Below are 26589 nucleotides of genomic sequence, written 5' to 3'. Positions count from 1 at the left end.
GTACTTAAAGGCGATTTTGTTGTAGCATGAGAATCCTCGAATATTTCGCAGGCGTTGAAGCGCCAAATCTGACCCGCCACAGGCATTGGCCTGAGTAAGCGCTAAAGCTCTAACTCCGACCGACTCGCCACAGGCATTGGCCTGAGTAAACGCTAAAGCTCTAACTCCGACCGACTCGCCACAGGCATGGGGCCGGAGTAAGCGCTAAAGCGCTAACTCCGGCCGACATAGGAGACGTACACCATGAAAATTACCAAGCTCGAAACCTTCATCGTTCCACCGCGCTGGTGCTTCCTGAAGATCGAGACTGACGAAGGTATTGTCGGCTGGGGCGAGCCGGTCGTCGAAGGCCGCGCGCATACGGTCGCGGCAGCGGTCGAAGAACTGTCCGATTACCTGATCGGCAAAGACCCGCTGCTGATCGAAGACCATTGGCAAGTCATGTACCGCGCCGGCTTCTACCGTGGCGGCCCGATCACGATGAGCGCGATCGCCGGCGTCGACCAGGCACTGTGGGACATCAAGGGCAAGCATCACGGCGTGCCGGTCCACGCGCTGCTCGGCGGCCAGGTGCGCGACAAGATCAAGGTGTATTCGTGGATCGGCGGCGACCGTCCGAGCGACGTCGCGAACAACGCGCGCGCCGTGGTCGAACGCGGCTTCAAGGCCGTGAAGATGAACGGTTCGGAAGAACTGCAGATCATCGACACGTTCGACAAGGTGCAAGGCGTCATCAACAACGTCGCGGCGGTGCGCGAGGCGGTGGGCCCGAACATCGGCATCGGCGTGGACTTCCACGGCCGTGTGCATAAGCCGATGGCGAAGGTGCTGGCCAAGGAACTCGACCCGTACAAGCTGCTGTTCATCGAAGAACCGGTGCTGTCGGAAAACGCCGAAGCATTGCGTGACATCGTGAATCAGACCAACACGCCGATCGCACTGGGCGAGCGTCTGTATTCGCGTTGGGACTTCAAGCACATTCTGTCGGGTGGGTACGTCGACATCATCCAGCCGGACGCGTCGCATGCGGGCGGGATTACCGAGTGCCGCAAGATCGCGTCGATGGCGGAAGCGTACGACGTCGCACTCGCACTGCATTGCCCGCTCGGGCCGATCGCGCTGGCCACCTGCCTGCAGATCGACGCGGTGAGCTACAACGCGTTCATCCAGGAACAAAGCCTGGGCATCCACTACAACAAGGGCAACGACCTGCTCGACTACATCAAGAATCCGGAAGTCTTCAAGTACGAAGACGGCTTCGTGTCGATTCCGCAAGGCCCGGGCCTCGGTATCGAAGTCAACGAAGAGAAGGTGCGCGAGATGGCCAAGGTCGGTCATCGCTGGCGCAATCCGGTGTGGCGCCATGAGGACGGCAGCGTCGCCGAATGGTAATCGCCTGAACCAACGCCGCCTGCGGGCGGCGTTTTCGCTTTATCGCGCGAGGCGTCTCGTCACGCGTCTCGCAGCGCGTTCCAGCGCGCCAGCGATCCCGTTTGCAGCGGCCCGTGAGCGCCGCCAGAAATAACATCAAGAGGCTCACCTCAGTGGAGACAACCCACATCCAGACGCAAGCGACCGGCAAGCGCCATCGCCTGCTCGCCATGCTGTTCATCACCGTGGTCATCACGTATCTCGACCGCAGTAATCTGTCGATCGCCGCGACTGCCATTGCGCAAGACCTGCAACTCGATCCAGCGCAAATGGGACTGGTGTTTTCCGCATTCGGCTGGTCGTATGCGCTGCTGCAGATTCCGGGCGGCATGCTGGTCGACCGTACGCGGCCACGACTGCTGCTCGCGCTGGTCATTGGGCTGTGGTCGATCGCGACGATCGTGCAAGGCTTCGCCGGCACGTTTGCGGTGCTGCTGTCGCTGCGCGTGCTGCTCGGCGCGCTCGAAGCGCCGGCTTATCCGACACTCAATCGCGTCGTCACGACGTGGTTTCCCGACAGCGAGCGCGCTCGCGCGATTGCGAGCTACACGTCCGGCCAGTACGTCGGGCTCGCGTTCCTGACGCCCGCGCTCGTTCTGACGCAGCAGCATTTCGGCTGGCAAGGCGTGTTCTTCCTGACTGGCGCGATCGGCGTCGTGTGGGGACTGCTCTGGTATGCGGTGTATCGCGAGCCGTCGGAAGCCAGCGGGATCAACGAGGCTGAACTCGAAACGATTCGCGCGGGCGGCGGCCTGGTCGACCTGAGCGAAGCCGGCAACCGCCCCACTCGCACCCGCTACACCGCCGCCGACTGGCGCGCGGTGCTCGGCAACCGCAAGCTGTGGGGCGTGTACATCGGTCAGATCGCGGTGACATCGACGCTATGGTTCTTCCTCACCTGGTTTCCCACGTACCTGGTCAAGTACCGGCACATGGACTTCCTGAAGGTCGGCTTCATGGCGGCCGTGCCGTTTCTTGCTGCGTTCGTCGGCATTCTCGGTTCCGGGCTGCTGTCGGACTGGATGATCCGGCGCGGCGTGTCGGCCACCGTCGCGCGCAAGGTGCCGATCGTGACGGGCCTGCTGCTGTCTACGGCGATCGTCGGCGCGAATTACGTCGAGACGCCCGCGATGGTGATCCTGTTCATGGCGATCGCGTTCTTCGGCAGCGGCTTTTCGTCGATCACCTGGGTGCTGGTGTCGTCGATGGCGAAGAAGGAATTGCTCGGCCTCACCGGCGGCATGTTCAACCTGATGGGTAATCTGTCGTCGATCTGCGTGCCGGTGGTGATCGGCTTCATCGTCAGGAATAGCGACTTCAAGCCGGCGCTGATGTTCATGAGCGCGGTCGGCGTGATCGGCGCGCTGTCGTATCTGTTCCTCGTGGGCAAGATCGAACGGATTCGCTGAGGCCGGCACTTTACTTCCTTTTAGCGCGCTTTTCTGACGCCCCGCGCGTGTTACGCCGACGTGACGCGCGCGGGGTCGCAGTAACGTAACACGCCGGACCGAAGCAGCCGAAACAGGTGTTTCACGGGCTGCTCCGGGGCTCGTGCCGCTTCTTGCAAAGCCTTATCCACAAAGGCTTTCACGCCGTTTGTTCGGCATCAGACATACGCATGGCCCACTCCTTGCTCAAATGGATGCAAACAACATGCATCGGGGAACATCATGGGCGAATTCCTTCCTGACTATCTGATCCGCGAACAGGCCGCCGTCGGCGCGCTGGTGATGTTCGGCGTATTGCGCGTGCTCGGCGCGGTGCTGGCGTACGAACGCGGCTGGCGCATTTCGGTGATCGAAAAATGCTTCATCGGCGCGGCGGTGCTGTACTGCCTGCCGCAGCTTTTCGACCTGCTCACGCATATGTACGGCTCGCGCGCCGCCGGCGCCGAACTGGAAGGCAAAGCCGCGGGCTGCGCGATCGGGCTGTTCTTTGCGCCGATCCTTGGACATCGGCTCGGCGTCGAATAAGCGCTTCGTCCTGCGAGGCAGACCATGCGACTGGCGAACCGATTCATCCGACGGCCGAAGCCTGCGTATCGCGCCGGCGAGGTTCTGAAGTTGCGATCCGGCAGCCGTCCAATGACCGCGACATGGAGCGGGCCGGTTCTGTTCGCGCCCGGCAACTGGCTGATCTGCCAATGGTTTAGCGATGCGGGCGAACTGCAGCAGGACATGTTTCCGGAGGAGACCCTGGAACGGGCGAGCCGCGACACGCGGGTCGCCTGAAGAGGCAGTAACGGATCTGCTGGCCACCGCCAGGCGACCGTGTGTATTGCGCCGTGCAGCCTCTGCTGTGCGGCGCTTTTTTTATGTGCGACGCGGGTGTGGGATGGGGTTGTTATGCGGGTTCAAACGCGACGCATGCGCTTGTTGCAGAGTTGACGCACGTCGGAAATGGAGGGTGGCGGCTTGCCCGCCGTGGGTGCGGTCAGAGGGTTGTGGGTGCGGAGGAGTTAGATGCCTGGGGCGTTGTGCGAGCAGGCGCGTTGGGTGCCTGAAGCGTTGCGTGAGCAGGCGCGTTGGATGCCTGAAGCGTTGCGCGAGCAGACACGTTGGATGCCTGAAGCGTTGCGCGAGCAGACACGTTCGATGCCTGAGACATCGCGCGAGCAGCCGTGTTGGGTATCTGAGGCATCGCGCGAGCAGACACGTTGGGTGCCCCAGGCGTTGCACGAGGCCCCTCGGATTCCTGATGCGTTGCCGCGCGCCAACCGATGCACCCATAGCGTCGCGGCTTCTGCGCCGTTGCGGCGTGCGTTGATCCGCACGCCACGCCGCACAACTTCAGCCGAGCGCCGCGAACGCCGGCACGCTATGCGACAGCACCGCTGCCGCGACGAACACGCCGATCATCGCCAGCGCTTCGAGATACAGCACGTTGACGAACGTATGCGCGTCCATCGTCGACGCCGTGCGACGCAGGCGCGGCAGCGCCAGCACCCGGTTGAGCCCGCCGAGCACGAGCGCCACCGCGACCAGCGCAAGCTTGAGCATCAGCACATGACCCCAGGTGCTGGACTGGATCGCTTCGAGCGACCCGCCCGAACCCCGCACCGCATTGAAGATGCCGGACACGAGCACCAGCACGACCGCCACCGCCGACACATTCGACACCTGGCTCGCCGTGCGGATCAGCATGCCGCGCGCCGTCGACGTGCCGAGCGCCGGCAGCACGGCCAGCCCCGCCGCCATCGCCAGACCGCCCCACACGCTCGTGACCAGCACATGCAGCGTCTGCATGCTGATCGCCGCCGAGGCCAGGCCAGCGTCGGCGGCATGACCCAGCGACGCCTTGCCCGCCGCGATCACGATCACCGCGAGCCACAACACCGCGTTGCGCAACATGCCCGTGTGACTGGCCATCGCCGTGGCGAGCAACATCAGCGCACCGACAAACGCAACCGTCCAGCCGTAGCCGACATGGGTCTGCGTCAGCACCGTGGGCAATACGCCGATTGCGGCCGGCAACGTGACGCCAGCCATCGACGCCGCCTGATACAGCAGCCAGCCGAGGTCCGCGAGCACCAGCACGACCGTGGCAGTCAGCATTGAACGTTGCGCCCGCAACCACGCGAGACGGGCGGGCGAGATTTTCTGCTGCGCGTCTTTGGCGAGCCACGCGGCCAGCAGCGCCGAACCGACGGCAAACGCAAACGCGACATTCATGAGCGCGGCCATGGCGACCTGCCCGATCCAGAGTCCGTCGACGCTCATTTGACGTTGAACGCGAAGTCACCCTGAGTACGGTGGCCGTCTGTGGCGACCGCAATCCAATGCACCGCGTAGCGGCCTTGGGTCAACTGAGGCAATGCGAGACGCATGAGTTTGGCGTCTTTCCCATCGACTTCCGACGCGGTCGCTACCGCTTCCTTGCCACTTGCATCGTCGAGAGTGATCTTGCTGAAAGCCGGTTCGAGCGGCTCGGTGAAATGAATCGTGACTGCGTCGGGCGCGGCAACTTCGGCGTTGGCAGCCGGTTCGCTCGACACCATATGCGCATGGGCAAAAGCCGTGGATGTCACAACCAGCGCTGCGGTGCCGAGTGTCAACGCGCGCAGCGCCGAACGGGAAAACTGGAATAGCTTCATGTAAGACCGATAGCTGATGAACAAAGAAACAGTGAGTGTCGAGGCGGGCTAGCCCGTGCCGGTGAGCGACCGGCGAGCCCGGAAGTGTACGCTTCGATGGCTCTCGCGGGCATCGGTTCAACCCGCATTGTTGAGAAGGGCAAACTGCACGACCATGGCGACATGGATCGCGTGGACAAAATTGAGACAGTGGGTGTACCGTTGCAGCGACACCGGGCTGCAAACTGTCCGCGCGACAATCTGTCGCATGGTTGTAACAGCCGGAGCATTCTCTCATGCGGCAAATAGTCACTATTAGTCGTCAATGATAGAATGCTGCGTCGCCGCAGCGCCGGCTGCCCTCAACACCGAACCGCCTCGAAGTTCGGTCAGGTCCCCGTTCTGATGGAGTTACGCGTGTCTTCAAGACGCCTTTTCCGCCCGCTGCTGGCCTTGTTGCTGATCGGTTCCGCGGGTGTCTTTAGCGCTGCTCAAGCGCAGACTCAACCGAAGGCCCCTGACACGATGGCAGCGCGCGTGCAAGGGTGTACGGCCTGCCACGGCGTTCACGGGCAAGGCACCGACAACGACTACTTCCCACGCCTCGCGGGCAAGCCGGCCGACTATCTGTTCAACCAGTTGCAGAACTTCCGCGAAGGGCGTCGCAAGTACCCGCCCATGAATTACCTCGTCACGTACCTTTCGGACGACTATCTTCATCAGATCGCCACGTACTTCTCGCAACAGCGTCCGCCGTATCCGCCGCCGGCCAGGCCGACGGTGTCGTCGAGCACGCTGGCGCGCGGCCAGCAGATCGTGCTGAACGGCGACCCGGCCAAAGAAATTCCGGCCTGCGCGGCTTGTCACGGCAAGGCGCTCACCGGCATGGAGCCGGCTATCCCGGGTCTGGTCGGTCTGCACTCCGACTACATCAGCGCGCAGCTTGGTGCGTGGCGCTCGGGCTCGCGGCATGCCATCGCGCCTGATTGCATGCACACCATTGCCACCCGCCTGACCGACGACGACGTGAACGCCGTCGCTTCGTGGCTTGCCACGCAGCAGGCTCCACAGAACCCCGTGCCGGCTCCGGCTCGCTCGATGAAGACTCCGCTTGCCTGCGGCAGCGAACCTCAATAAGCCGCCGGGAGAGACATTCAAATGAAACGCAAGTCTTTGTTCGCCCTCTCGGCAGTCGTCGTGGTTGCGGCTGCCGCACTCGTTCCCGTCCTGTGGTCCGGCGGCGACAACCTGCATAGCGGCGAGGCGATGGCCGCAACGCCCGCCGACCAGGCCGACCTGATCAAGAAGGGCGAGTACCTCGCCCGCGCCGGCGACTGTATCGCCTGTCACACGGTTCGCGGCGGCAAGCAGTTTGCCGGCGGCCTGCCCATGGCCACGCCGTTCGGCACGATGTTCACGCCGAACATCACGCCCGACGACCAGTACGGCATCGGCAAGTGGACTCAGGACGACTTCTATCGCGCGATGCATACGGGCCGCTCGAAAGACGGCAGCCTGCTGTATCCGGGCTTCCCGTTCACGAGCTACACCAAGGTCACACGCGCCGACGCAGATGCGATCTACGCGTATCTGCGCTCGGTCACGCCGGTCAATGTGCCGAGCCGTCCGCATGAACTCAAATTCCCGTTCAACCAGCGCAACATGCTGATTGGCTGGCGCACGCTGTTCTTCCGTGAAGGCGAGTTCAAGCCGGACCCGACCAAGTCGGTCGAATGGAACCGGGGCGCGTACCTGATCGAAGGCCTGGGCCATTGCGGCATGTGCCACACGTCGATCAATGCAATGGGCGGACCGGTCAGCTCGGCAGCGTTTGCCGGCGGCCTGATCCCGCTGCAGAACTGGTACGCTCCGTCGCTCACGTCGAATCGTGAAGCCGGTCTTGGCGACTGGGACCTGCAGGACATCGCCGACCTGCTGAAGACCGGCGTATCGAACCGCGGCGCGGTGTTTGGTCCGATGGCCGAGGTGGTTCACAACAGCCTGCAGTACATGACCGACGACGACATCCGGGCAATGGCGACGTATCTGAAGACGATTCCGCAAAAGAGCGAAGCGCCTGAGCCGCTGCAACTCGAAACGTCGGAAAAGTTCGGCGGCGAACTGTTGAAGCAAGGTCAGAAGATCTACGCTGACAACTGCGCAAAGTGCCACGCGGAAAACGGCCTCGGCCAGCCGCCGGCGTTCCCGCCGCTCGCGAACAACCAGTCCATTCAGATGCCGTCGGCGGTCAACCCGATCCGCATGGTGCTGAACGGTGGGTATCCGCCGAGCACGGAAGCCAACCCGCATCCGTATGGCATGCCGCCGTTCGCGCAAGCGTTGTCGAACACCGAAGTGGCGGCCGTGGTGACGTACATCCGTATGTCGTGGGGCAACCACGGTACGCCTGTTTCGCCGCAGCAAGTGTCCGATCTGCGTTCGGCGCCGCTCGATTAAGCAGCGTCAGTTGCACCTGGGGCGCGGCCTGCGGAAACGCGGCCGCGCCCTTCGTTTTTTCAGGACCGTCGCAGGACCGGTATCATGTGGGTATTTACCCTGATGAAACCGCGCAGGAGGATGAGCCGTGCATGTCGGTGAGCGTTTCAACAGCATTACCCACCTCGTCGGCGCCGTGCTGTCGGTGGCGGGGCTTGCCACGCTCGTCACGATGGGCGCGCTTGCCGGCGACGCGTATAAGGTGGTCAGCTTCAGCGTGTACGGGGCGATGCTGTTCGTGCTGTATGCTATCTCGACGCTTTACCACAGCGTGCGCAGCCCGCGTTTGAAAGCGGTTCTGCAGAAATGCGACCATTCGGCGATCTACCTGCTGATCGCCGGCAGCTACACTCCGTTCACCCTTGTCACGTTGCGCGGGCCGTGGGGCTGGTCGTTATTCGGCGTAAGCTGGGGGCTTGCCGTCCTCGGCATCGTGCAGGAACTGACGCTCGGGCGTCGCACCCGCAGCGTTTCGATGGTGCTGTATGTCTTGATGGGATGGCTCGCGCTCGTTGCCGTCCGCCCGCTGGTGGAAGCTTTACCAGCAGCGGGTACCGCCTGGCTCGTGGCCGGCGGGGTCATCTACAGCGCTGGCATCTACTTCTTCATCAACGACGAGCGCATCCGGCATGGACATGGTATCTGGCACCTGTTCGTTCTGGCAGGCAGTCTGTGTCAATTCGTCAGTGTCGCGCGCTATGTCGCATGACACCCCCACGGCGGCGAAATGCAACTTAACGCCAGTCAACGTGTCTGCATAGCGCGTTGAAGCATTCGGCACGTGTTCGAGCGTGCCGCCGATTTCTCAGCGAACGGAACTGGGCTTTGGCCTCGAACACGCCATGCGGGCGTGTTCAAGCGGCGTTGATGCCGGCCAGCGCCCAGATGTGCCATTCGCGAAACTGCATTGCAAAGAGCATTTATGTCTTTTGATTCTCTCGGCTTGTCCGAACCGTTGGTCCGCGCTGTACACGAACTCGGCTACACCACTCCGACTCCGATCCAGACGCAAGCAATCCCGGCTGTCCTCAATGGCGGCGACCTGCTGGCCGGCGCGCAGACCGGCACCGGCAAGACCGCCGGCTTCACGTTGCCGATCCTGCAACGTCTGAATTCGATGCCCGCCGTCGCCACGGGTTCGGGCAAGCGCGCAGTGCGCGCGCTGATCCTCACGCCCACGCGTGAACTCGCCGCGCAGGTCGAGGAAAGCGTGCGCGCGTATGGCAAGTATCTGAAACTGAAGTCGACGGTGATGTTCGGCGGTGTGGGCATCAACCCGCAAATCGGCGCACTGCGCAGCGGCGTGGACATCGTCGTCGCAACGCCCGGCCGCCTGCTCGACCACATGCAGCAGAAGACCATCGACCTGTCGCATCTCGAGATTCTCGTGCTCGACGAAGCCGACCGGATGCTCGACATGGGCTTCATTCACGACATCAAGCGTGTGCTGGCCAAGCTGCCGCCGAAGCGTCAGAACCTGCTGTTCTCGGCCACCTTCTCCGATGAGATCAAGACGCTCGCCGACAACCTGCTCGATTCGCCGGCGCTGATCGAAGTGGCTCGCCGTAACACGACGGCGGAAACGGTCGCGCAAAAGATTCACCCAGTTGACCGTGACAAGAAGCGCGAGCTGCTCACGCATCTGATCAAGCAGCACAACTGGTTCCAGGTGCTGGTGTTCACGCGCACCAAGCACGGCGCGAACCGGCTTGCCGAGCAGCTGACCAAAGACGGTATCAGCGCGCTCGCGATTCACGGTAACAAGAGCCAGTCGGCCCGTACGCGCGCGCTCGCCGAGTTCAAGGACGGCACGCTGCAGGTGCTGGTCGCAACCGACATCGCGGCTCGCGGGATCGATATCGATCAACTGCCGCACGTGGTCAACTTCGATCTGCCGAACGTGCCTGAGGACTATGTGCACCGTATCGGCCGTACCGGTCGTGCTGGCGCGACGGGTGAAGCGGTGTCGCTGGTTTGCGTCGACGAATTGCAGTTGCTGAAGGACATCGAGAAGCTGATCAAGCGTCCGGTGCCGCAGGAAGTGATCGCCGGTTTTGAACCGGATCCGACCGCGAAGCCGGAACCGATTTTGCGTCGTGGCCAAGGCGGCGGCGGCGGCGGTGGTGGTCGTTCACCGCGTCAAGGTCAAGCTGCGCCGAAGCGTGATGGCGGTGCGGCTTCCAAGCCTGCACAACGTTCGGGGCAACGTCCGTCGAATGGTCAGCAACAGCCGCGGCCGCAAGGTGCAAAGCCGGCCGGTCAGGGTGGCAATGGTGGCCAGGGTGGTCAGTCGCGCCGCGACGGCCAGCGTCATGACGAGCGGCCGCGTGCCGTGGCGCATGAAGGCAGCGCCGCGCAACACGCGCCGCGCAAGCCGCAGGGTAGCAAGCCGCAAGGCAACAACCCGGGCGCGTTGCTGGGTGGCGCGAAGCCGCGCAACGACGCACCGCGCGGTGGTCAGCCGACGCGTAGCGGTCAGCGCGGTCGGTAAGCCTGTTGCGGCTTCCTGGGCCGCTTAACCCAGGAAGCCGGTCAAGCCCCCGTCGATGCAACGCACTACCAGCCGGCGCCACTCAAACTGGCGCTATCGGCTAGCCGCAGCAGCGGCCTGTTTCAGGTGCTCGATCTGTCGTTCCCATCGATCGAGCACCGTCTTCCCCTCCCCTTCAAGCTCGAACGTCACCCCGCTCGTCAGACGCGCATATTGCACGCTCTGCGACTCGGCGGTGTCGATTGAACCGGTCAGATAGACCAGTCCGCTGTCGTCTCCGGCCACTGCAGCCAGCGGCGCGACCAGCAATTGCACCTGATAGAACGCCGCGTCGCAAACGAAGCTAAGCGCGGCCCGTCCATGTTGCGCAATCGCTCGCGTCGCGCGGGCCTGCGGCCACAAGGCGAAACACAGCGTGCGCGAATCGGGCGCGTACAACTCGCCGACGCCCAGCAGCGACGTCCGTACGTGGCCACTCGTATCGACCGTCAGCAACGACGCCGTGAATCCCGTCTTGCTTTCAAGCGACGAGCCGTCGAACAACGTGCGCACGGCGTCGGGCCATTCATCGAACACTCGCTGATCGAGCGGACGTTCGGCTGGGGGGGAATCGTTCATGCTGTCGATCCGGTTTGAAATAGACAAGGCCCAATCATGCCCTGAAAAAAGAATGGCCCGCGAAAGCGGGCCATTCTCCATTGCGGCTGAACCGAAGCTCAGCGGAAGAACACGTGCTGCGTAATCTTCGCGAGCGGATAATGCACGCCCGGTTGAATCCGCGCCGGCAAATCAAGCGGCTTGAGCAGCATCTTCACGCACATGTCGGCGGACAGATTCCGCCGCACCAGCGTATTGATGCGTGCGGCGCGGTCGCGGTTGTAAGCCGAGTCATTCACTCGTTCAGGATAGCGAACCGCGAACACATGCCGCAACGCGATCTCCGAATCCTCGTTCTTGATCTCCATCACGCGACGCATCAAAGCGCCGAGTACCGCGAGCCGGCCATTGCCTTCGATCTTGTTGTACTTCTTGAAGAACCTGAAAAAGTGCTTGTAGTGACGGACTTCGTCGGTGCGGATGTTGTCGGTAATCTGCTTGAGGACCGGATCGTCAGAACATTCGCCGATCGCGCGATACAGCGTAGCGGTGCCGGTTTCCACCACACAGCGCGCGACCATTTCAAGCGCCCGGGTCTTTTCGAAATCTTCCACCGAACAGGTTAGCGAATACTCCTTCATGAATTGACTGAACGCGGTGTCCCAATCGAATTCGGGCCATACGTACGCGATATATGTTTTAAGCGCGCGGCCATGCTGCATTTCTTCCGGCTCCCACTCGTGATTGAGCCAGGCCGAAACTTCAGGGTCGTCGTGAAAAAAAGTACTCAGATTACTGGTGTAAAGATCAGTGCCGCTTTCAATAAACGAAGACGCGCACAGCAGTAAAAGCAGGTCTTCATTTGCGACAGCCTTCTGCCGATCAATGCGGGTGAGGTCGATATCCTCGATCCGCCAGGGCATGACATGGTTCAGCTCTGTGTGCATCGTGTCTTGCTCCGAAAGCCGTACCGACTCGTGGAGCGCGTTTCGTCACGCTCACTCTCACGAAGGCCTTTCGCCGTGTCGGATACAGCGCCTTGAATTAGAGTTAACCCCTTGTATCTTGCATCTTAGCCGGTGTTTCACAACTCTGCAGATAACCCAGCACAGACCATGCCGGATCGCCGCAGTTCCACTTTGCAAGTAGGCGAAAGCTTCGGTTGGACCTACGCGTCGTGTGCGGCGCGCAAAAAAAAACCAGCTCGAAAGCTGGCTTTATGGATGCATGTACTGCTTTGAGTCTCACCTGACACGCCCGGCGGCTCCCCTGGCGAAGCGATGGCCCTGTTTCACGCAGGCTGAACGCCTCGCGCCAGACGCACGCCGCGCATGCGCCACGCGACGATAATCAGCGAAATGCCCGACAGCACGGCCGCCAGCAACACGTAGTAACTCGGCGCGAGTTTGTCGCCGGTCAAGTGAATGAAGGTCTCGACAATCGTCGGTGCAAAACCGCCAAAGATCGTCACGCCGATGCTGTAACCGATTGAAAGACCTGTCGACCGCACCTGGGTCGGAAAGATCTCGGACATCAGCGCGGGCATCGGTCCCGAGTAGGCGGCCTTGAAAATGCCGGCGGTAGCTTGCAGCAACAGCAGCCAGCCGATCGTCGGATGGGTCTGCAGCCACGCGAACATCGGATAGATCAGCGCGCCCATCAGGATCGACGTGGTCAGCATGATGCGAATCCGGCCGATGCGGTCGGACAACGCGCCCATCACCGGCGACAGGATGAACTGCAAGCTGCCGTTGAGCACGACCACGCCGAACGACGCCGCCGCGGACATGTGCAACTGCTTGACCGCATACATCGGCATGTAGAGTTGCAGCACGTACACGCCGACCGTGGACTGCGCAACGATGCCGATGGCAAGCAACAGATTCACCCATTGGTTCGCAAAAGAGGCGTCCTTCGCTTCGCTCTCGGTGGGTCGCTCGCTGGCCGCTTCGCGTGCCTCACGTTCTTTGCGCATCGCGAGGAATTCGGGCGTTTCGTCCAGATGCGAGCGGATGTAATAGCCCACTGGCCCCACCAGCAAACCGAACACGAACGGAATCCGCCAGCCCCAGCTATTGAGTTGCTCGGGCGGCAGCCACGCGGTCAGCAACGAGCCGAAGGCGGCGGCGGTAATCGCCGCCAGCCCCTGGCTCGCAAACTGCCAGCTCGCGTAATAACCGCGACGTGACGCGCTGTGCTCGACCATGAACGCCGTCGCACTGCCAAACTCGCCGCCCACCGCAAAGCCCTGCACGAGACGCGCAAGCAGAATCAGCAGCGGCGCAGCAAGGCCAATCGACGCATACGGCGGCATCACCGCCATCGCGAAGGTGCCGACCATCATCAACGCAATGGCGAGCGTCAACGCCGCCTTGCGGCCCTGGCGGTCGCCATAGAGACCCAGCACGACGGCACCGAGTGGCCGCATCAGAAACGAGATGCCGAAGGTCGCGATCGCGAGCAGGGTCGACAGCCACTCGTCCTGCATTGGGAAAAACTGTTTGGCGATGATCGTCGCGAAATAGCCGTAGACCAGGAAATCGAACCACTCGAGCGCGTTGCCGACCGACGACGAAAACACGATCCGCCGTATAACGGCTTTGGAAAGCGGTGCGGGCGGCGCCGGATGAGGGGAAGCGGTCGCCAGTGGCGACGGGGGGGGTTGCATGATGTCTCCTGCCTTTGTCTCTGATGCGTGATGCGTGATGTTGCGTGGCGAACGGCGGGTCGTACGCCGGTTGATGACCGGCGTACCTGGCGCGCGTGATAGCGCGCTAAAAGTCTGATTTACGCGATCTGGATGTGGATGCCCAGCACCGGTGGCTTGCTTGCGGGACAGGCATCAAAAGCTATGGTGACGACCAGGCCTTACCGATGCCGTCCTCACGGCCAGCCGGGCGGCACATTGGCAAAGCCGTCATAGCCGCCCAACTGATGGCGCCAAGCGATGCGCCTGCGTGCGGCCATGAGCACCGGCACGGCAGCACGTGGACGCGGACGGCTCCGTGAATCAGCCGCCCGGCCCATCGCTCCATCGACGAACGAATCGCCTAGAACCCAGCGGCCAGCCCATCGCGCCGGCTATCGCTGGCCGCCACATAACCACGCTCCGGCTCGTCGCGATCGAGCTTCCAGATGTACTGGCCAGAGCCGAAATCCATATACGGATCGTCGACCGATTTGATCGTGTGGCCAAGCTTCTGCAACGCTTCGGCGGTCTTCGGATCGAGCGTCGATTCGATGTCGATCGTGAAATCCCGGTTGACCTTCCAGCGCGGCGCATCGCAGGCAGCCTGCGGCTGTTGACCGTAGTCGAGCATCCGCACGATGGATTGCAGATGACCTTGCGGCTGCATGTCGCCGCCCATCACGCCGAAGCTCATCACCGCTTCCTGCTGGCCATTCACCTGCTGCGTGAGGAACGACGGGATGATCGTGTGGAACGGCCGCTTGCTGCCTTCCACGACGTTCGGCGACTTCGGGTCCATCGAGAAACCGCAGCCACGGTTCTGCATTGCGATGCCGCTGTCCGGCACGACGATGCCCGAGCCGAAGCCCATGTAATTCGACTGGATGAAGCTCACCATCATGCCGCGCTCGTCCGCGACCGACATGTAGATCGTGCCGCCCGCCTTCGGCATGCCGAAGTCGAATTGCGTCGCGCGCTTGTGGTCGATCAGCTTTGCGCGCGACGTGAGGTACGCGTCGTCGAGCATCTGCTCGGGCGTGACGTCCATCGAACGCGGGTCGGCGACGTAACGGTACACGTCGGCGAATGCGAGCTTCATCGCTTCGATCTGCAAGTGCTGCGACTCGACGTTATCGACGGTCATTTCTTTCACGTCGAATTTTTCGAGGATGCCCAGCGCGATCAGCGCTGCGATACCTTGGCCGTTCGGCGGAATCTCATGCACGGTGTGACCGCGATATTCCTTGCCGATCGGCTCGACCCAGTCCGCGCGGTAATTGCGCAGGTCGTCGAGCGTCAACGCAGCGCCGCCTTCGCGCGCAAACGCGGCGATCTGTTCGGCGATCTCGCCTTCGTAGTACGCACGCGGGCCTTGTTCGGCGAGCTTGCGCAATGTCTTCGCGTGACCGGGGAAGCGCACCAGTTCGCTCACTTCCGGCGCGCGGCCGCGCGGCATGAAGGTTTGCGCAAAGCCCGGCAAGTCCTTCAGTTCGGGCACGGCAGCGGCCCACTTGTACGCAACGATGCTCGCCACCGCGTGACCCCGCTCGGCGATTTCGATTGCGGGCTCCATCAGGTCGGCGAACGGCAGTGTGCCGAACTTCTGATGCAGCGCTTCCCAGCCGGCGATCACGCCCGGCACCGTCACGGCATCCCAGCCGCGCTTGGGCTGCTTGGCGAGACCGTTTTCCTCGCCGTACTTGCGCTTGAAGTAATCGACGTTCCAGGCAGCCGGCGACACGCCCGACGCGTTCAGACCGTGCAACTTCTTGCCGTCCCACACCAGCGCGAACGCATCGCCGCCCAGGCCGCACGATACCGGCTCGACAACCGTGATGGCGGCAGCGGCCGCGATCGCCGCGTCGACGGCATTGCCGCCTTTCCACAGCATGCGCAAACCGGCTTGCGCGGCCAGCGGATGCGAAGTCGAAACGATGTTGCGCGCGAATACAGGCAGACGCGGTGTCGGGTAGGGGTTTTGCCAGTTGAAGCCAGTCATGTCGAACACTCTCGAAAGCGCGGTTCCGGCTGCGAGAAAACGCCGGAAACCAGGGGAACGTGTAAAAGGCGGATAAGGCACGCGTAAAACAGCACGCGTAAAACGCGGAACCCCGGATTGCAGCGCGAACCGGCCCAAAAAACAAATTCATTTATCAAATGAATAAATGCGTAAATTGCCTGAATGGATCGTAGCGCGTGCTTCTCGTGCTTCCTGGGTCTTAGGGACGTCGCACGAGTGAGCGGACAACGTCGTCGGTGGTCTTACAATACGCTCCATCCCTGCTCGTGCGCTGTTCACGCAACAGGCGGCCAACGGCTCAGCCTATGAGCGTTGCCGGTCAGCGCCAATAAAACCCACGTTTTCGACATCCATGACACGAGACCCCCGTCTGACTCTCAACGCCCGGCAACAGGAACTGCTGGAGTGGGTGCAACGCGACGGCTTCGTCACCGTGGACGACCTCGCCGCCCACTTCGACGTGACCCCGCAGACCATCCGCCGCGACGTCAACTGGCTCGCCGACATGAACCTGCTGCGCCGCTATCACGGCGGCGCGAGCCTGCCCACCAGTTCCGAGAACGTCTCGTACACGGCACGGCAGCGCATGTTCCACGAAGAGAAGCGGCGCATTGCGGCGCTAGTGGCCACTCACATTCCTGACCAGGCGTCATTGTTCATCAACCTCGGCACGACCACCGAAGAGGTCGCCCGCGCGCTGAACCGGCATCGCGGCCTGCGCGTGATTACCAACAATCTGAACGTGGCCAGCATGATGAGCGGCTATCCGGATTGCGAGGTGCTGGTGACGGGCGGCATCGTGCGGCCTTGGGACAAAGGCATCGTCGGCGAACTGGCGATCGACTTCATCCGCCAGTTCAAGGTGGACTTTGCGATCATCGGCACGTCGAGCATCGAAACGGACGGTACGCTGCGCGATTTCGACACCCGTGAAGTCCGCGTCGCGGAAGCAATCATCCAGCATGCGCGCACCGTTTTCCTCGCCGCCGACAATTCGAAATTCGGCCGCCCGGCGCTGGTTCGCCAGGGCCATCTCGATCAGATCGACGCGTTGTTCACCGACATCGCGCCGCCTCCCGAGATGACCGAAACGCTCACCGCCGCCAACTGCCAGGTGTACGTCGCCGGTTAGGTTTGCCCGGGGCTCTGCGCCATGTTGCAGCGCACGCGAAACTTCGAGTGAAATCAAGCTTCTGGCCGCGATTGCAAACCGCCGTCCGGGCCTTCGTTTGTCAAAGGGAAAATTTACTGGGACGGATTTGGTGTTTAACGCGCGGTTGACTACACTCCAGTTCCCCGGCGTGCGTTCCGCATTCTGCGTAGCGCCGGTTGCGTGAATCTGTCGTGTAAGCCGTACTTCCCGCCTGATCCTCTAGCGGACTCACTGGCCCCTCGCCAGTTGCCGGCAAGGCTGTCCGCGTATGCCTGACATGGAGAGAACGATGCTGAGTCCGCATGAATTCGCCACGTTGTTGCTCGTCAAGGACGCCCCCCATCAAGTCGACATGGCGCGAGAAGAACTCGACGCGCTACTCGAGCGCCAACTAGTCCAGCTTGAACGGCTCGCATCGGGAAATGAACAATGGCGCGTGACGGAAACTGGCGACAGCGCATTGCGGGCGATCAAACGTCTCTCGTAGTTCTTTCGTGAATATCGTGGAGTTAGCCGGACGCGGCGCTGCTTGCGGCGGTCGCCCTACAGTCCGGCTACGACGGCAAGGCTTACGCTGCTGACGTTACGTTGCGCGCTTTTGCGGTCTTTCAATTTGCTTCGTATTCGTTTCGTGTAGTTTCGTGTGACAGCAGGCCGCCGTGAAGGCGGCCGTTTTGTTGCGTCCCGGACATTAGCCGGATAGGGACGCGATCTGCCCGCGGCCCTCGATGCACAGCGGCGACGCGTTAGCCACGCACAACGCCCAGCGCCCAGCGCGCGAATCGGCGTGATCCTCAGTGTGGCGAGCGCAGCAGGCCGCGCGTCAACCCGAGCGCAAAGTCGGATCAACCGTCGAGCGCCAGCTCAACGCTTTAGCCCGCTGATCGGTGAAAAATACTACCCACTGATTACGCACCTGAGGATCGGCGCTCACGCCTTCGGTCGCGTGACGCTGCGCAATCGACGCCTGAAACGCGCAGAACTCCTCTTTCGACACCCTGCCCCGCCGGTTCGCCACATAAGCATCGAAAAACGCCGCATAGACGTTTTGCGCGTCGCGGCCGTAATCGACCGTTTGCGGGCTGCACATCTGCTGCAACGCTACGAACGACGTCGCGCCCCGAGTCCCCTCCAGGCTTGGCGAGCTGATGCATCCGGTGAGAAGCGCTGCAGCGCCGATCATCAAAAGTCCACGCATTGATTCACCTCGAAATGGCTGCTGCCGAGAGTATCGACCGCGGCAGCGCGTTACGCCACTGCAGCAGATAACCGTCAGTCCGCCCTCAGCCGAATCGAACTTTACTTTTTCGAATATGTTCATTAAAGTTCGAAAACGAACACGACGTGCTTGCACCTCTTATTCGCCGTACTTCTTTCCAGATCCATTCCAGACTCCACGCAAGGACCCAGCAGGTGACGCAAGGCTTGAGATACGATTTGCTCGTCGTCGGTGGCGGGATTAACGGCGCAGGGATCGCTCGCGACGCGGCGGGCCGCGGCCTGTCCGTGCTGCTGTGCGAACAGGACGATCTGGCCGCCCACACGTCGTCGGCCAGCACCAAGCTCATTCACGGCGGCCTGCGCTACCTCGAATATCGCGAGTTTGGGCTGGTGCGCAAAGCGCTGCAGGAGCGCGAAACGCTGCTGCGCGCCGCACCGCACATCATGTGGCCGCTACGTTTCGTGATGCCGCACATGCCCGATCTGCGCCCGGCCTGGCTGATCCGCGCGGGGCTGTTTCTGTACGATCACCTTGCCCGGCGGGAACTGCTGCCGGGTTCGCGCGGCATCACAATGAACCGGCATCCGGCCGGTGTGCCGCTGATCGATTCGATCAAGCGCGGTTTCGTCTACTCGGATGGCTGGGTCAACGACGCACGTCTGGTCGTGCTGAACGCACTGGACGCGCAGGAGCACGGCGCAACCATCGTCACGCGCACGCGGCTCGTCAGCGCGGCGCGCGTGGGCAGCGAATGGCATGCGCAGCTCCAGCGCGCGGACGGCACCACGTTCGAGGTGCGCGCCAGTTCGATTGCAAACGCGGCGGGTCCGTGGGTCGGCGACTTGCTGCACGGCGCGCTCGGCCGCAAGTCGTCGCACAGCGTGCGGCTCGTGAAGGGCAGCCATATCGTCACTCGGCGTCTGTTCGACCACGACCACGCGTACATCTTCCAGAACCCGGACAAGCGGATCATCTTCGCGATCCCGTACGAACACGACTACACGCTGATCGGCACAACCGATCTCGAATATCGCGGCGATCCGTCGAAAGTGGCGATCAACGCCGAAGAAACGCAGTACCTGTGCGACTCGATCAACCGCTATTTCAAGCAGAAGATCTCACCGGCCGACGTGCGCTGGACCTATTCGGGCGTGCGTCCGCTGCTCGAAGAAGAAGGCGCGGACAACCCGTCGGCGGTCACGCGCGATTACTCGCTGGAACTCGATGCACCGGCTGGCGAAGCGCCGTTGCTGTCGGTGTTCGGCGGTAAAATCACGACCTTTCGCAAGCTGGCTGAAGAGGCCGTCGACAAGCTGGCTGGCGCGCTGCACAACGATTCGCCCGCGTGGACGGTCGGCGCGCCGTTGCCCGGTGGCGATATTCCGGATGCGAATTTCGAGCGTTTCCTGAGCGAATTCAAGCTGCAGCATGCGTGGTTGCCCGCCGATCTCGCGCATCGCCTCGCGCGCGCTTACGGCACGCGCGTCACCCATGTGATCGGCGACGCGCGCTCGCTGGCCGATCTTGGCCGCGCGTTCGCGCCGGGTCTTTACGAAGCCGAACTGATTTATCTGCTCGGCATCGAATGGGCGCGCAGCGCGCAGGACGTGCTGTGGCGTCGCACGAAACTCGGGCTGCATGTCGAGCCGGGCACGCTCGAATCGGTCACGCAGGATATCGACGCATGGTTCGCACGCGAACCGGCACAGCAAAGCGCCTAGTTGCCTGGAAAGCGTGTCGACGGGTAGCTTGGGGGCGCCCGAAGCGGGTACGCTGCGGTTGACGCTTTGAGCCACGCCAGCCAGTCAAGCGCCGCAATCAGGCAGATGCATGGCCGGCGCGAACCGGATCACCGTCGTCCTCGCGCTGCATCAACCCGGCCCGGACGCTCGAATCACGCACAATCACAAATCACACACTGTTTTGCAGTCCGCTTAAAGCAACGAGCCGTTACCGTCGCCGGTCAACGATCCGCGGATTTGCAAAATGCATGGAGAAGAGACAATGCAGGATCAGTACATCCTCGCGCTTGACCAGGGCACCACCAGTTCGCGTGCGATGCTGTTCGACCGGGGCGGCAATGTCGTGTCGATCGCGCAGAAAGAGTTTCAGCAAATCTATCCGCACCCGGGCTGGGTCGAGCATGATCCGCTGGAAATCTGGTCGACCCAGGCCGGCGTCGCCGCCGAAGCCGTCACGCGCGCCGGCATGAATGGCGCGTCGATCGCCGCGATCGGCATCACCAATCAACGCGAAACCACCATCGTGTGGGATCGCGAAACCGGTCATCCGATCTATAACGCGATCGTCTGGCAGGACCGCCGCACCGCCGATTTCTGCGACCGGCTCAAGGAGCAGGGTCTCGAAGAAAAAGTCCGCGCGAAAACCGGTCTGCCGATCGACTCGTATTTCTCGGCGACCAAAATCCGCTGGATTCTCGACAACGTCGAAGGCGCGCGCGAGAAAGCGAAGCAAGGCCGCCTCGCGTTCGGCACGGTGGACAGCTGGCTGGTGTGGAATTTCACCAAGGGCGGCCTGCACGTCACCGACGTGACCAACGCATCGCGCACCATGCTGTTCAACATCCACACGCTGAAGTGGGACGACGAACTGCTCGACGCACTCGACATTCCGCGCAGCATGTTGCCGGAGGTGCGGGCGTCGTCGGAAATTTACGGGCCGACCAAAACCACCGTGTTCGCATCGAAGATTCCGCTCGCCGGTATCGCCGGTGACCAGCACGCCGCCCTCTTCGGCCAGATGTGCACGGAATCCGGCATGGTGAAGAACACCTACGGCACCGGCTGCTTCCTCGTGATGAACACCGGCGACAAGCCCATCGAATCGAAGAACAATCTCGTCACGACAATCGCCTGGCAGATCGGCGACCAGATCAACTACGCGCTCGAAGGCAGCATTTTTATCGGCGGCGCGGTGGTGCAGTGGCTGCGCGATGGCCTCGGCATTATCAAGAACGCAGCGGAAATCGAAACGCTCGCGCGCGGCGTGCCGCATTGCGACGGCGTGTACCTGGTGCCCGCATTCGCCGGGCTCGGCGCGCCGCACTGGAATGCGCGCGCTCGCGGCACGCTGTTCGGCGTCACGCGCGGCACGACCTCGGCGCACATTGCACGCGCGGCGCTCGACTCGATCGCCTATCAGTCGCTCGACGTGCTGAAGGCGATGGAAGCCGACTCGGGCATTCGCATCGGCGAACTGCGGGTGGACGGCGGCGCCTGCGCAAACAATCTGCTGATGCAATTCCAGGCCGATATTCTCGGCGTCGACGCGGTGCGTCCGAAGGTGCCGGAAACGACCGCGTTGGGCGCGGCTTATCTGGCTGGCCTCGCAGTGGGCTACTGGAAAGATGTCGACGAATTGCATAGCCAGTGGAAGCTCGACCGCCGTTTCACGCCGGCGCTGCCTCATGCGGATGTCAGGGAGTGCCTCGACGGCTGGAAGCGTGCCATTCGCGCGGCGAAGGCGTGGGCCGATACGCCGTAAGTGACTTGCCACCTCCAGGCCACCGGCGCGTGGCCGCCCGCAAGTGGCCGCCCGCAAGCGATTGAAACGCGACCCCAACCCGGCGCCCCGGGGTCGGCGGTGCCAAAGCACGTATCATGATGCTTTCCACCTACGCGCATGAGCGTGTCCCTACCCGGCTCACGCGCTTCCGCTTTTTGCGTTTTCAGGCATGATCGACCACCTCATCTGTGACTGCGACGGCGTACTCGTCGACAGCGAAATCATTGCTGACCGCGTGATGTTCGAAACGCTGACCAGCACCTTTCCGGGCCTCGACTTCGAACCGGTCGTCAAAACCGCATTTGGTCAACAGACGTCGCGTTTTCTCGAAGGCATCGAGAAGTCTTTCGACATTACGTTGCCCGCTGATTTTCTGAACACCATTGAACATCACGTAGAGCTTGAACTCGCCGCGTCGCTCAGTCCGATCAACGGGGTGCGCGAGGCTTTGCAACGCGTGACGCTACCGGCGGCGGTCGTTTCCAACAGCCGGATGTCGCGTGTGACGGCGTCGGTGCGGCGCGCGGGTTTGCAGCAGATTTTCGGCGAGCGGATTTTCAGCGCCGAACAGGTGGCGCGGCCCAAACCTTATCCCGATGTGTATCTGTTTGCCGCGCAGACGTTGGGCGTGGAGCCGTCGCGATGCATCGTGGTCGAAGACAGCGTGGCGGGTTTGAATGCAGCGCGCGCGGCGGGAATGAAGACCATTGCGTTTGTCGGCGCGAGCCATATTCCCGATGGTTATGCGGACGCGCTGCGCAAGATGGGCATGACGCGGATCATCAAACATATGGATGAATTGCCCGCGCTGATCGAGGCTGGCGTGCGTGGGGAATTTGGGGATGTGCAGTCGTAGGCGGCTGAGTTCTTTGCCACGTTGAGTGGTCGCCATGAAAAAAGGCCGGCTCTGGATGGAGCCGGCCTTCTTTGTTTGAGTGGCTTGTTTGCGCGTTCTACGTTCTACGTTCCGCAAGATCACGCGCCACGCCCGGTGCTTAAGCGTCACACGTCGCGCTTACCACCCTACTCAATTCATCAAACCTCTTCCGCCACGCTCTCACGCACCCGAGCCAGCGCCTCGCGAAACGCCACCAGCTCTGCAATCGTCAGCATCGGCAGATTATGTTGGGCGGCGAAACGTTCGACGTCCGCGCCGCGCGTCATCGTGCCGTCCGCGTTCATCAGCTCGCACAGCACGCCAGCCGGCTTCAGCCCCGCGAGCACCGCCAGATCCACCGTGCCCTCTGTATGGCCGCGCCGCGCGAGTACACCGCCGGGCATCGCCCGCAATGGGAACACATGGCCGGGACTCACGATGTCGGAAGGCTTCGCCGCATCGGCAATCGCGGCACGAATCGTCGTTAAACGATCCACCGCCGACACGCCCGTCGTCACGCCTTCACGCGCTTCGATCGATACCGTGAACGCCGTGCCGTAACGGCTTGCGTTGTTGGTAGTCATCGGCGGAAGTTCTAGCGAGCGGATCTTGTCGTCGGGCAGGCACAGGCAAACAATGCCGCTGCATTCGCGAATCAGCAGTGCCATGGTTTCGACCGAAAGGCGCTCGGCGGATACCACCAGATCGGCTTCGTTCTCGCGATCGTCGTCATCCTGAAGGACGACGGCGCGGCCCTCGCGCATGGCCTGCAACGCAGCAGCGATGCGTGGCGGGACGGCTTCGGTGGCGAGCAGCGGGAGATCGTCGATTGCGTCGCTGGCAATCGTCAAGGGAGCAGGAAATTTAGCAAAAGACATAGTTGAAACGCTCATCGCAAAAGTTGGGCGAAAAACGTTTCAGGGCATTGCAAACAGACAAAGACGCGCCGCTGAACGCCACCCGATTCAACTCGATGCGGCGCTCGCGCACCGCCTGAACTGCGTGGCGGTCACGGCAACGAACATGACTATCTGCACATCTTCTTTCATCCGGACTATGACCGTCGGCTCTGGCTTTTCACCAGATCTGCTGACCCCGCTCCGGTTGCCGATACGCTGGCAACCGCACGACGCGGGCGCTCGCGGGCTCACCGGCACACGCTCTCGCGCTGCCGGCATACCGCCGGTGGGGAATTGCACCCCGCCCTGAAGACGCACTGATTGCCGGATCAACCGGCTGGCAAAGCTTACAGCAGTCGCGCACGGGCTGCTGCGCAACCGGCAAAAGTCAGACAGAAGGCTCTATTTCGATGCGCGCTGTCATGAGGTTCAGAAAACGAGTTCAAACGGGCGAGGCTTCGCGCGCCACACTGTGTTCCGCTTGATGCGGGGTTCCGGCTGGCTGCGCTTCATGCCTCGTCTCGTTCAACGCAGGCACGTCCCAGCGCGGCGGCGTCTCCGCCTTCAACGTCACGCGAAACGCACGCGCTTCGGTATCGCCCGGATTACGCAGGCTATGCGGCTGATCGGCGTCGAACACGATGGCGTCGCCGGTCGCGAGCAACTGGCGCTGATCGTGAACGCTGACCTCCAGCGTGCCTTCGCTGACCACCAGGTTCACCGTCGTGCCCGGCGCGCGGCGCGTGCCGGCTTCGGTGTGCAACGGCGCGATGCGCAACTCGTGAAACTCGGCAGCGGTCGGTTCGGCATCGGGATAAAGCGGCCGCGCTGAATAACGCCCGTTCGAGCTGACGATGCGCTGCGAACGCTCCGCCGGCAGATGCTCGAAGCCGTTGGTCGCGTGACGCCGCAAAAACGCCGCCACCGAGACCTTCAACGCAGCCGCGACCTTGCACAGCACCTTGATGGACGGCACGCTGCGCGCCGATTCGATCTGCGCAAGCATCGCGCGGGACACGCCCGAAGCGCGTGCCAACGCGTCGAGCGACAGTTGCCGTTCGGAGCGCAAACGCGCCAGATTGACGCCGACCAGGTGCTCAAGTGCATCGAAAGGTTCGGCGCCGCGCGGCGGCACATCAACGTCGACCGAGGGATCGCGGACCAGCGCGAGCGGGGAATGCATGATTGCCTCCAAAGCGCCGCCGGACGGCAGCGCATGCGGTTAGTGGAAGCAAGATAGCATCGCGTCCGCCCGCGCCCAACGAAGTTATCTTCACACTGTTATCAGTATTGCGGAGGGCAATTCTGGCAAAGCTTGTGCGGATTTTTCATATGGGCGAGCGGTGCGGATGAGGCGTCTCTGGCCTGCCATGCGGAGCCGCGTCCGCGTAGCCGGTCTCGGCCCTCAAAGGTTCGAGGGCGCAGTGTTCCTGCCGGCCGCGCCCGCCCCCTGCTCGTGAACCCTCAGCGTCAAGCGCCCTCGCGCACTGTCACGCGCTGCTGCGCCGCCTTCGACACCGGCGCATCCTGCCGCGCCGCGAACCACGTGAGCAACAACGCCACCACGCTGACGCCCGCCGCAACCCACGGCAGCGTATCGAGCGAATGACCGTGGTTGATCACCAGACCGCCGAGCCACGCGCCGCCCGCATTGCCCACGTTGAACGCGCCGATGTTCAAGGTCGACGCCAGATTCGGCGCCGCAGCCGCCTTCTCGACCACCCGCATCTGCAACGGCGGCACTGTGGCGAACGCGGCAATGCCCCACACGAAAATCGTGACCGCGGCGGCTACCTGCGAATGACTGGTGCGCGCGAAGATCGCCATCACCACGGCGAGCGCAACTAGAATGCCCATCAGCGACGGCATCAGCGCGCGGTCCGCAAGCTTGCCGCCGACCGTATTGCCGATCGTCAGGCCCACGCCGAACAGCACCAGAATCAACGTCACGCCACGCGGCGAGAAACCGCTCACCTGCTCCAGAATCGGCGCGATATAGGTGAACACGACGAATACGCCGCCGAAGCCGAGCACCGTCATCGCGAGCGCGGTCCAGACTTGCGGGTCTTTCAGCACACGAACTTCGTGACCCAGTCCGACCGGCCCGGAATCGTGACGATTCGGCACCAGCGCCGTCACGCCCAGCAGCGACAGCACCCCGAACGCGCTAACGATCCAGAACGCCGCACGCCAACCGAACTCCTGACCGACGAACGTCCCGAACGGCACGCCGAGCACGTTCGCCAGCGTCAGCCCGGTGAACATCAGCGCAATCGCGCTGGCACGTTTTTCGGACGGTACCAGCGATGCCGCAACCACCGCGCCGATCCCGAAGAACGAGCCGTGCGCGAACGACGTCACGACGCGCGCGATCATCAGCACGGAATAGCTCGACGCCACCGCACACAGCGTATTGCCGACGATGAACACGCCCATCAGTAATTGCAGCGCGAGCTTGCGCGGCATCTTGCTCGTGACTACCGCGAGCAGCGGCGCGCCGACCGCGACGCCGAGCGCATAGCCGCTCACCAGCAGACCCGCCGACGGAATCGACACCGACAGATCGCGCGCGACCTCGGGCAGCAAGCCCATGATCACGAACTCGGTCGTGCCGATCGCGAATGCGCTGATCGCCAGCGCGAGGAGTGGGATGGGCATTTTTATTCTCCAGGGTTTCAGTCTTAAAGTTGAACGTGATCCAGCGTCGTCACGAATTCGATGACGACACCCGGCGCGAGCGCGACGAACACCTGCTGTTCGGCAGGCTGCGCGCCCATTTGCGGGACTTGCGCGGTTTGATGATTGACGCCATGCGCTTGCAGGCGCTCATGCAACGCCTGCCATTGCGCAGCGCTTTCCAGCCGGAACGCGATGTGGTCGATACGTGGCGCTACGCGGCCTGCCGCAGCACTGGCCGGCACCGTCGCGTCGATCAGATGCAGCACCGGACGGCCGTTCGCATACAGCCAGTAGCCGTCCACCGAAAATGGCGGGCGCGCGCCCTCGGTCAGCCCGGCGATATCGACGAAGAAATGTCGGGCGGTTTCGAGGTCGGCGGTAACGATGGTCGCGTGATCGAGTTGCATGGCTTGCGTGGCGTCGGCGATGTCTGCGCTT

24 protein-coding genes and 1 riboswitch are annotated in these 26589 nt (G+C 62.6%); of the genes, 13 read left to right on the top strand and 11 right to left on the bottom strand.

The features are described 5' to 3' along the window. Positions 1 to 243: 243 nt before the first annotated feature. The 4 genes from dgoD (at position 244) to LMG28727_RS20120 (ending at position 3662) form a co-directional block, all read left to right on the top strand. Entirely contained in the window at positions 244 to 1392 is a 1149-nt protein-coding gene (gene dgoD, locus LMG28727_RS20135; protein ID WP_201644051.1) for a galactonate dehydratase, read from the top strand. A 152-nt stretch (positions 1393 to 1544) separates the two neighbouring features. Then, positions 1545 to 2840 carry an MFS transporter gene (locus tag LMG28727_RS20130; RefSeq protein ID WP_407945858.1) on the top strand — a complete coding sequence of 432 codons (1296 nt, stop codon included), beginning with the start codon at positions 1545 to 1547 and terminating at the stop codon, positions 2838 to 2840. A 261-nt stretch (positions 2841 to 3101) separates the two neighbouring features. Beyond that, positions 3102 to 3404: a hypothetical protein gene (locus LMG28727_RS20125; RefSeq protein ID WP_201644050.1), complete on the top strand. Its 303-nt coding sequence runs from the start codon at positions 3102 to 3104 to the stop codon at positions 3402 to 3404. 24 nt (positions 3405 to 3428) lie between these two features. After that, the gene (locus tag LMG28727_RS20120; RefSeq protein ID WP_201644049.1) at positions 3429 to 3662 is read left to right on the top strand and encodes a YodC family protein; all 234 of its coding nucleotides are present in this window, start codon (positions 3429 to 3431) and stop codon (positions 3660 to 3662) included. Between the two features lie 558 nt (positions 3663 to 4220). Here LMG28727_RS20120 and LMG28727_RS20115 read toward each other — a convergent pair. After that, the gene (locus tag LMG28727_RS20115) at positions 4221 to 5150 is read right to left on the bottom strand and encodes a CopD family protein (protein ID WP_201644048.1); all 930 of its coding nucleotides are present in this window, start codon (positions 5148 to 5150) and stop codon (positions 4221 to 4223) included. Then, positions 5147 to 5524: a copper homeostasis periplasmic binding protein CopC gene (copC, locus tag LMG28727_RS20110; protein ID WP_201644047.1), complete on the bottom strand. Its 378-nt coding sequence runs from the start codon at positions 5522 to 5524 to the stop codon at positions 5147 to 5149. Before copC ends, LMG28727_RS20115 begins: the two co-directional genes overlap by 4 nt. A 384-nt stretch (positions 5525 to 5908) precedes the next feature. Here copC and LMG28727_RS20105 point away from each other — a divergent pair, with 384 nt between their 5' ends. From LMG28727_RS20105 to LMG28727_RS20090, 4 genes are all read left to right on the top strand, one after another. After that, entirely contained in the window at positions 5909 to 6640 is a 732-nt protein-coding gene (locus LMG28727_RS20105) for a c-type cytochrome (RefSeq protein WP_201644046.1), read from the top strand. Positions 6641 to 6661: 21 nt separating this feature from the next. Beyond that, positions 6662 to 7960, top strand: coding sequence for a c-type cytochrome (locus LMG28727_RS20100; protein ID WP_201644045.1), 1299 nt, complete (start codon positions 6662 to 6664; stop codon positions 7958 to 7960). Positions 7961 to 8087: 127 nt separating this feature from the next. Then, positions 8088 to 8708 (top strand): PAQR family membrane homeostasis protein TrhA, encoded by a 621-nt coding sequence (gene trhA / locus LMG28727_RS20095; RefSeq protein WP_201644044.1) that lies wholly within the window; start codon positions 8088 to 8090, stop codon positions 8706 to 8708. A gap of 213 nt (positions 8709 to 8921) precedes the next feature. Then, entirely contained in the window at positions 8922 to 10490 is a 1569-nt protein-coding gene (locus LMG28727_RS20090; protein WP_201644043.1) for a DEAD/DEAH box helicase, read from the top strand. A gap of 93 nt (positions 10491 to 10583) precedes the next feature. Here LMG28727_RS20090 and LMG28727_RS20085 read toward each other — a convergent pair whose 3' ends face one another. The 4 genes from LMG28727_RS20085 to LMG28727_RS20070 all read right to left on the bottom strand — a co-directional run bounded on the left by LMG28727_RS20085 (position 10584) and on the right by LMG28727_RS20070 (position 15775). Next, a complete protein-coding gene (locus LMG28727_RS20085) occupies positions 10584 to 11108 on the bottom strand; it encodes a hypothetical protein (RefSeq protein ID WP_201644042.1) in 525 nt (174 codons plus the stop codon). A 98-nt stretch (positions 11109 to 11206) separates the two neighbouring features. Continuing rightward, a complete protein-coding gene (locus LMG28727_RS20080; protein ID WP_201644041.1) occupies positions 11207 to 12034 on the bottom strand; it encodes a ferritin-like domain-containing protein in 828 nt (275 codons plus the stop codon). A gap of 344 nt (positions 12035 to 12378) precedes the next feature. Further along, on the bottom strand, positions 12379 to 13755 hold the full coding sequence (locus LMG28727_RS20075; RefSeq protein ID WP_201644040.1) for an MFS transporter: 1377 nt from the start codon (positions 13753 to 13755) through the stop codon (positions 12379 to 12381). 382 nt (positions 13756 to 14137) lie between these two features. After that, complete coding sequence (locus LMG28727_RS20070) at positions 14138 to 15775, bottom strand: gamma-glutamyltransferase family protein (RefSeq protein ID WP_201644039.1); 1638 nt, start codon at positions 15773 to 15775, stop codon at positions 14138 to 14140. A gap of 373 nt (positions 15776 to 16148) precedes the next feature. On the opposite strand from LMG28727_RS20070, the gene LMG28727_RS20065 reads away from it, so the two are divergent. Together LMG28727_RS20065 and LMG28727_RS20060 are read left to right on the top strand one after the other, a co-directional pair. Next, positions 16149 to 16928: a DeoR/GlpR family DNA-binding transcription regulator gene (locus tag LMG28727_RS20065; protein WP_201644038.1), complete on the top strand. Its 780-nt coding sequence runs from the start codon at positions 16149 to 16151 to the stop codon at positions 16926 to 16928. A 310-nt stretch (positions 16929 to 17238) separates the two neighbouring features. After that, the gene (locus tag LMG28727_RS20060) at positions 17239 to 17436 is read left to right on the top strand and encodes a hypothetical protein (protein WP_201644037.1); all 198 of its coding nucleotides are present in this window, start codon (positions 17239 to 17241) and stop codon (positions 17434 to 17436) included. A gap of 336 nt (positions 17437 to 17772) precedes the next feature. On the opposite strand, the gene LMG28727_RS20055 is transcribed toward LMG28727_RS20060, so the two are convergent. Beyond that, on the bottom strand, positions 17773 to 18147 hold the full coding sequence (locus LMG28727_RS20055; RefSeq protein WP_201644036.1) for a hypothetical protein: 375 nt from the start codon (positions 18145 to 18147) through the stop codon (positions 17773 to 17775). Positions 18148 to 18362: 215 nt separating this feature from the next. Between LMG28727_RS20055 and glpD the strand changes: the two genes are divergently transcribed. The 3 genes from glpD (at position 18363) to LMG28727_RS20040 (ending at position 22552) form a co-directional block, all read left to right on the top strand. Continuing rightward, on the top strand, positions 18363 to 19892 hold the full coding sequence (gene glpD / locus LMG28727_RS20050) for a glycerol-3-phosphate dehydrogenase (protein ID WP_201644035.1): 1530 nt from the start codon (positions 18363 to 18365) through the stop codon (positions 19890 to 19892). 283 nt (positions 19893 to 20175) lie between these two features. Beyond that, entirely contained in the window at positions 20176 to 21675 is a 1500-nt protein-coding gene (gene glpK / locus LMG28727_RS20045; RefSeq protein ID WP_201644034.1) for a glycerol kinase GlpK, read from the top strand. Between the two features lie 190 nt (positions 21676 to 21865). Further along, entirely contained in the window at positions 21866 to 22552 is a 687-nt protein-coding gene (locus LMG28727_RS20040) for an HAD family hydrolase (RefSeq protein WP_201644033.1), read from the top strand. A gap of 179 nt (positions 22553 to 22731) precedes the next feature. On the opposite strand, the gene ribB is transcribed toward LMG28727_RS20040, so the two are convergent. The 4 genes from ribB to LMG28727_RS20020 form a co-directional block, all read right to left on the bottom strand. Beyond that, positions 22732 to 23451, bottom strand: coding sequence for a 3,4-dihydroxy-2-butanone-4-phosphate synthase (gene ribB / locus LMG28727_RS20035; RefSeq protein ID WP_201644032.1), 720 nt, complete (start codon positions 23449 to 23451; stop codon positions 22732 to 22734). A 155-nt stretch (positions 23452 to 23606) separates the two neighbouring features. Next, positions 23607 to 23790: riboswitch (FMN riboswitch) on the bottom strand. 124 nt (positions 23791 to 23914) lie between these two features. Then, the gene (locus LMG28727_RS20030) at positions 23915 to 24655 is read right to left on the bottom strand and encodes a helix-turn-helix domain-containing protein (protein ID WP_236592099.1); all 741 of its coding nucleotides are present in this window, start codon (positions 24653 to 24655) and stop codon (positions 23915 to 23917) included. Between the two features lie 287 nt (positions 24656 to 24942). Beyond that, positions 24943 to 26130, bottom strand: coding sequence for an MFS transporter (locus tag LMG28727_RS20025; RefSeq protein WP_201644031.1), 1188 nt, complete (start codon positions 26128 to 26130; stop codon positions 24943 to 24945). Positions 26131 to 26153: 23 nt separating this feature from the next. After that, positions 26154 to 26558 carry a VOC family protein gene (locus tag LMG28727_RS20020; protein WP_201644030.1) on the bottom strand — a complete coding sequence of 135 codons (405 nt, stop codon included), beginning with the start codon at positions 26556 to 26558 and terminating at the stop codon, positions 26154 to 26156. Positions 26559 to 26589 lie beyond the last annotated feature (31 nt).

Source organism: Paraburkholderia metrosideri (genome assembly GCF_904848625.1).
In the GTDB taxonomy this organism is placed as follows: Bacteria; Pseudomonadota; Gammaproteobacteria; order Burkholderiales; family Burkholderiaceae; genus Paraburkholderia; species Paraburkholderia metrosideri.
The sequence above is the reverse complement of the archived record's forward strand: the minus strand, read 5'-3'. Positions and strand labels throughout refer to the sequence as shown.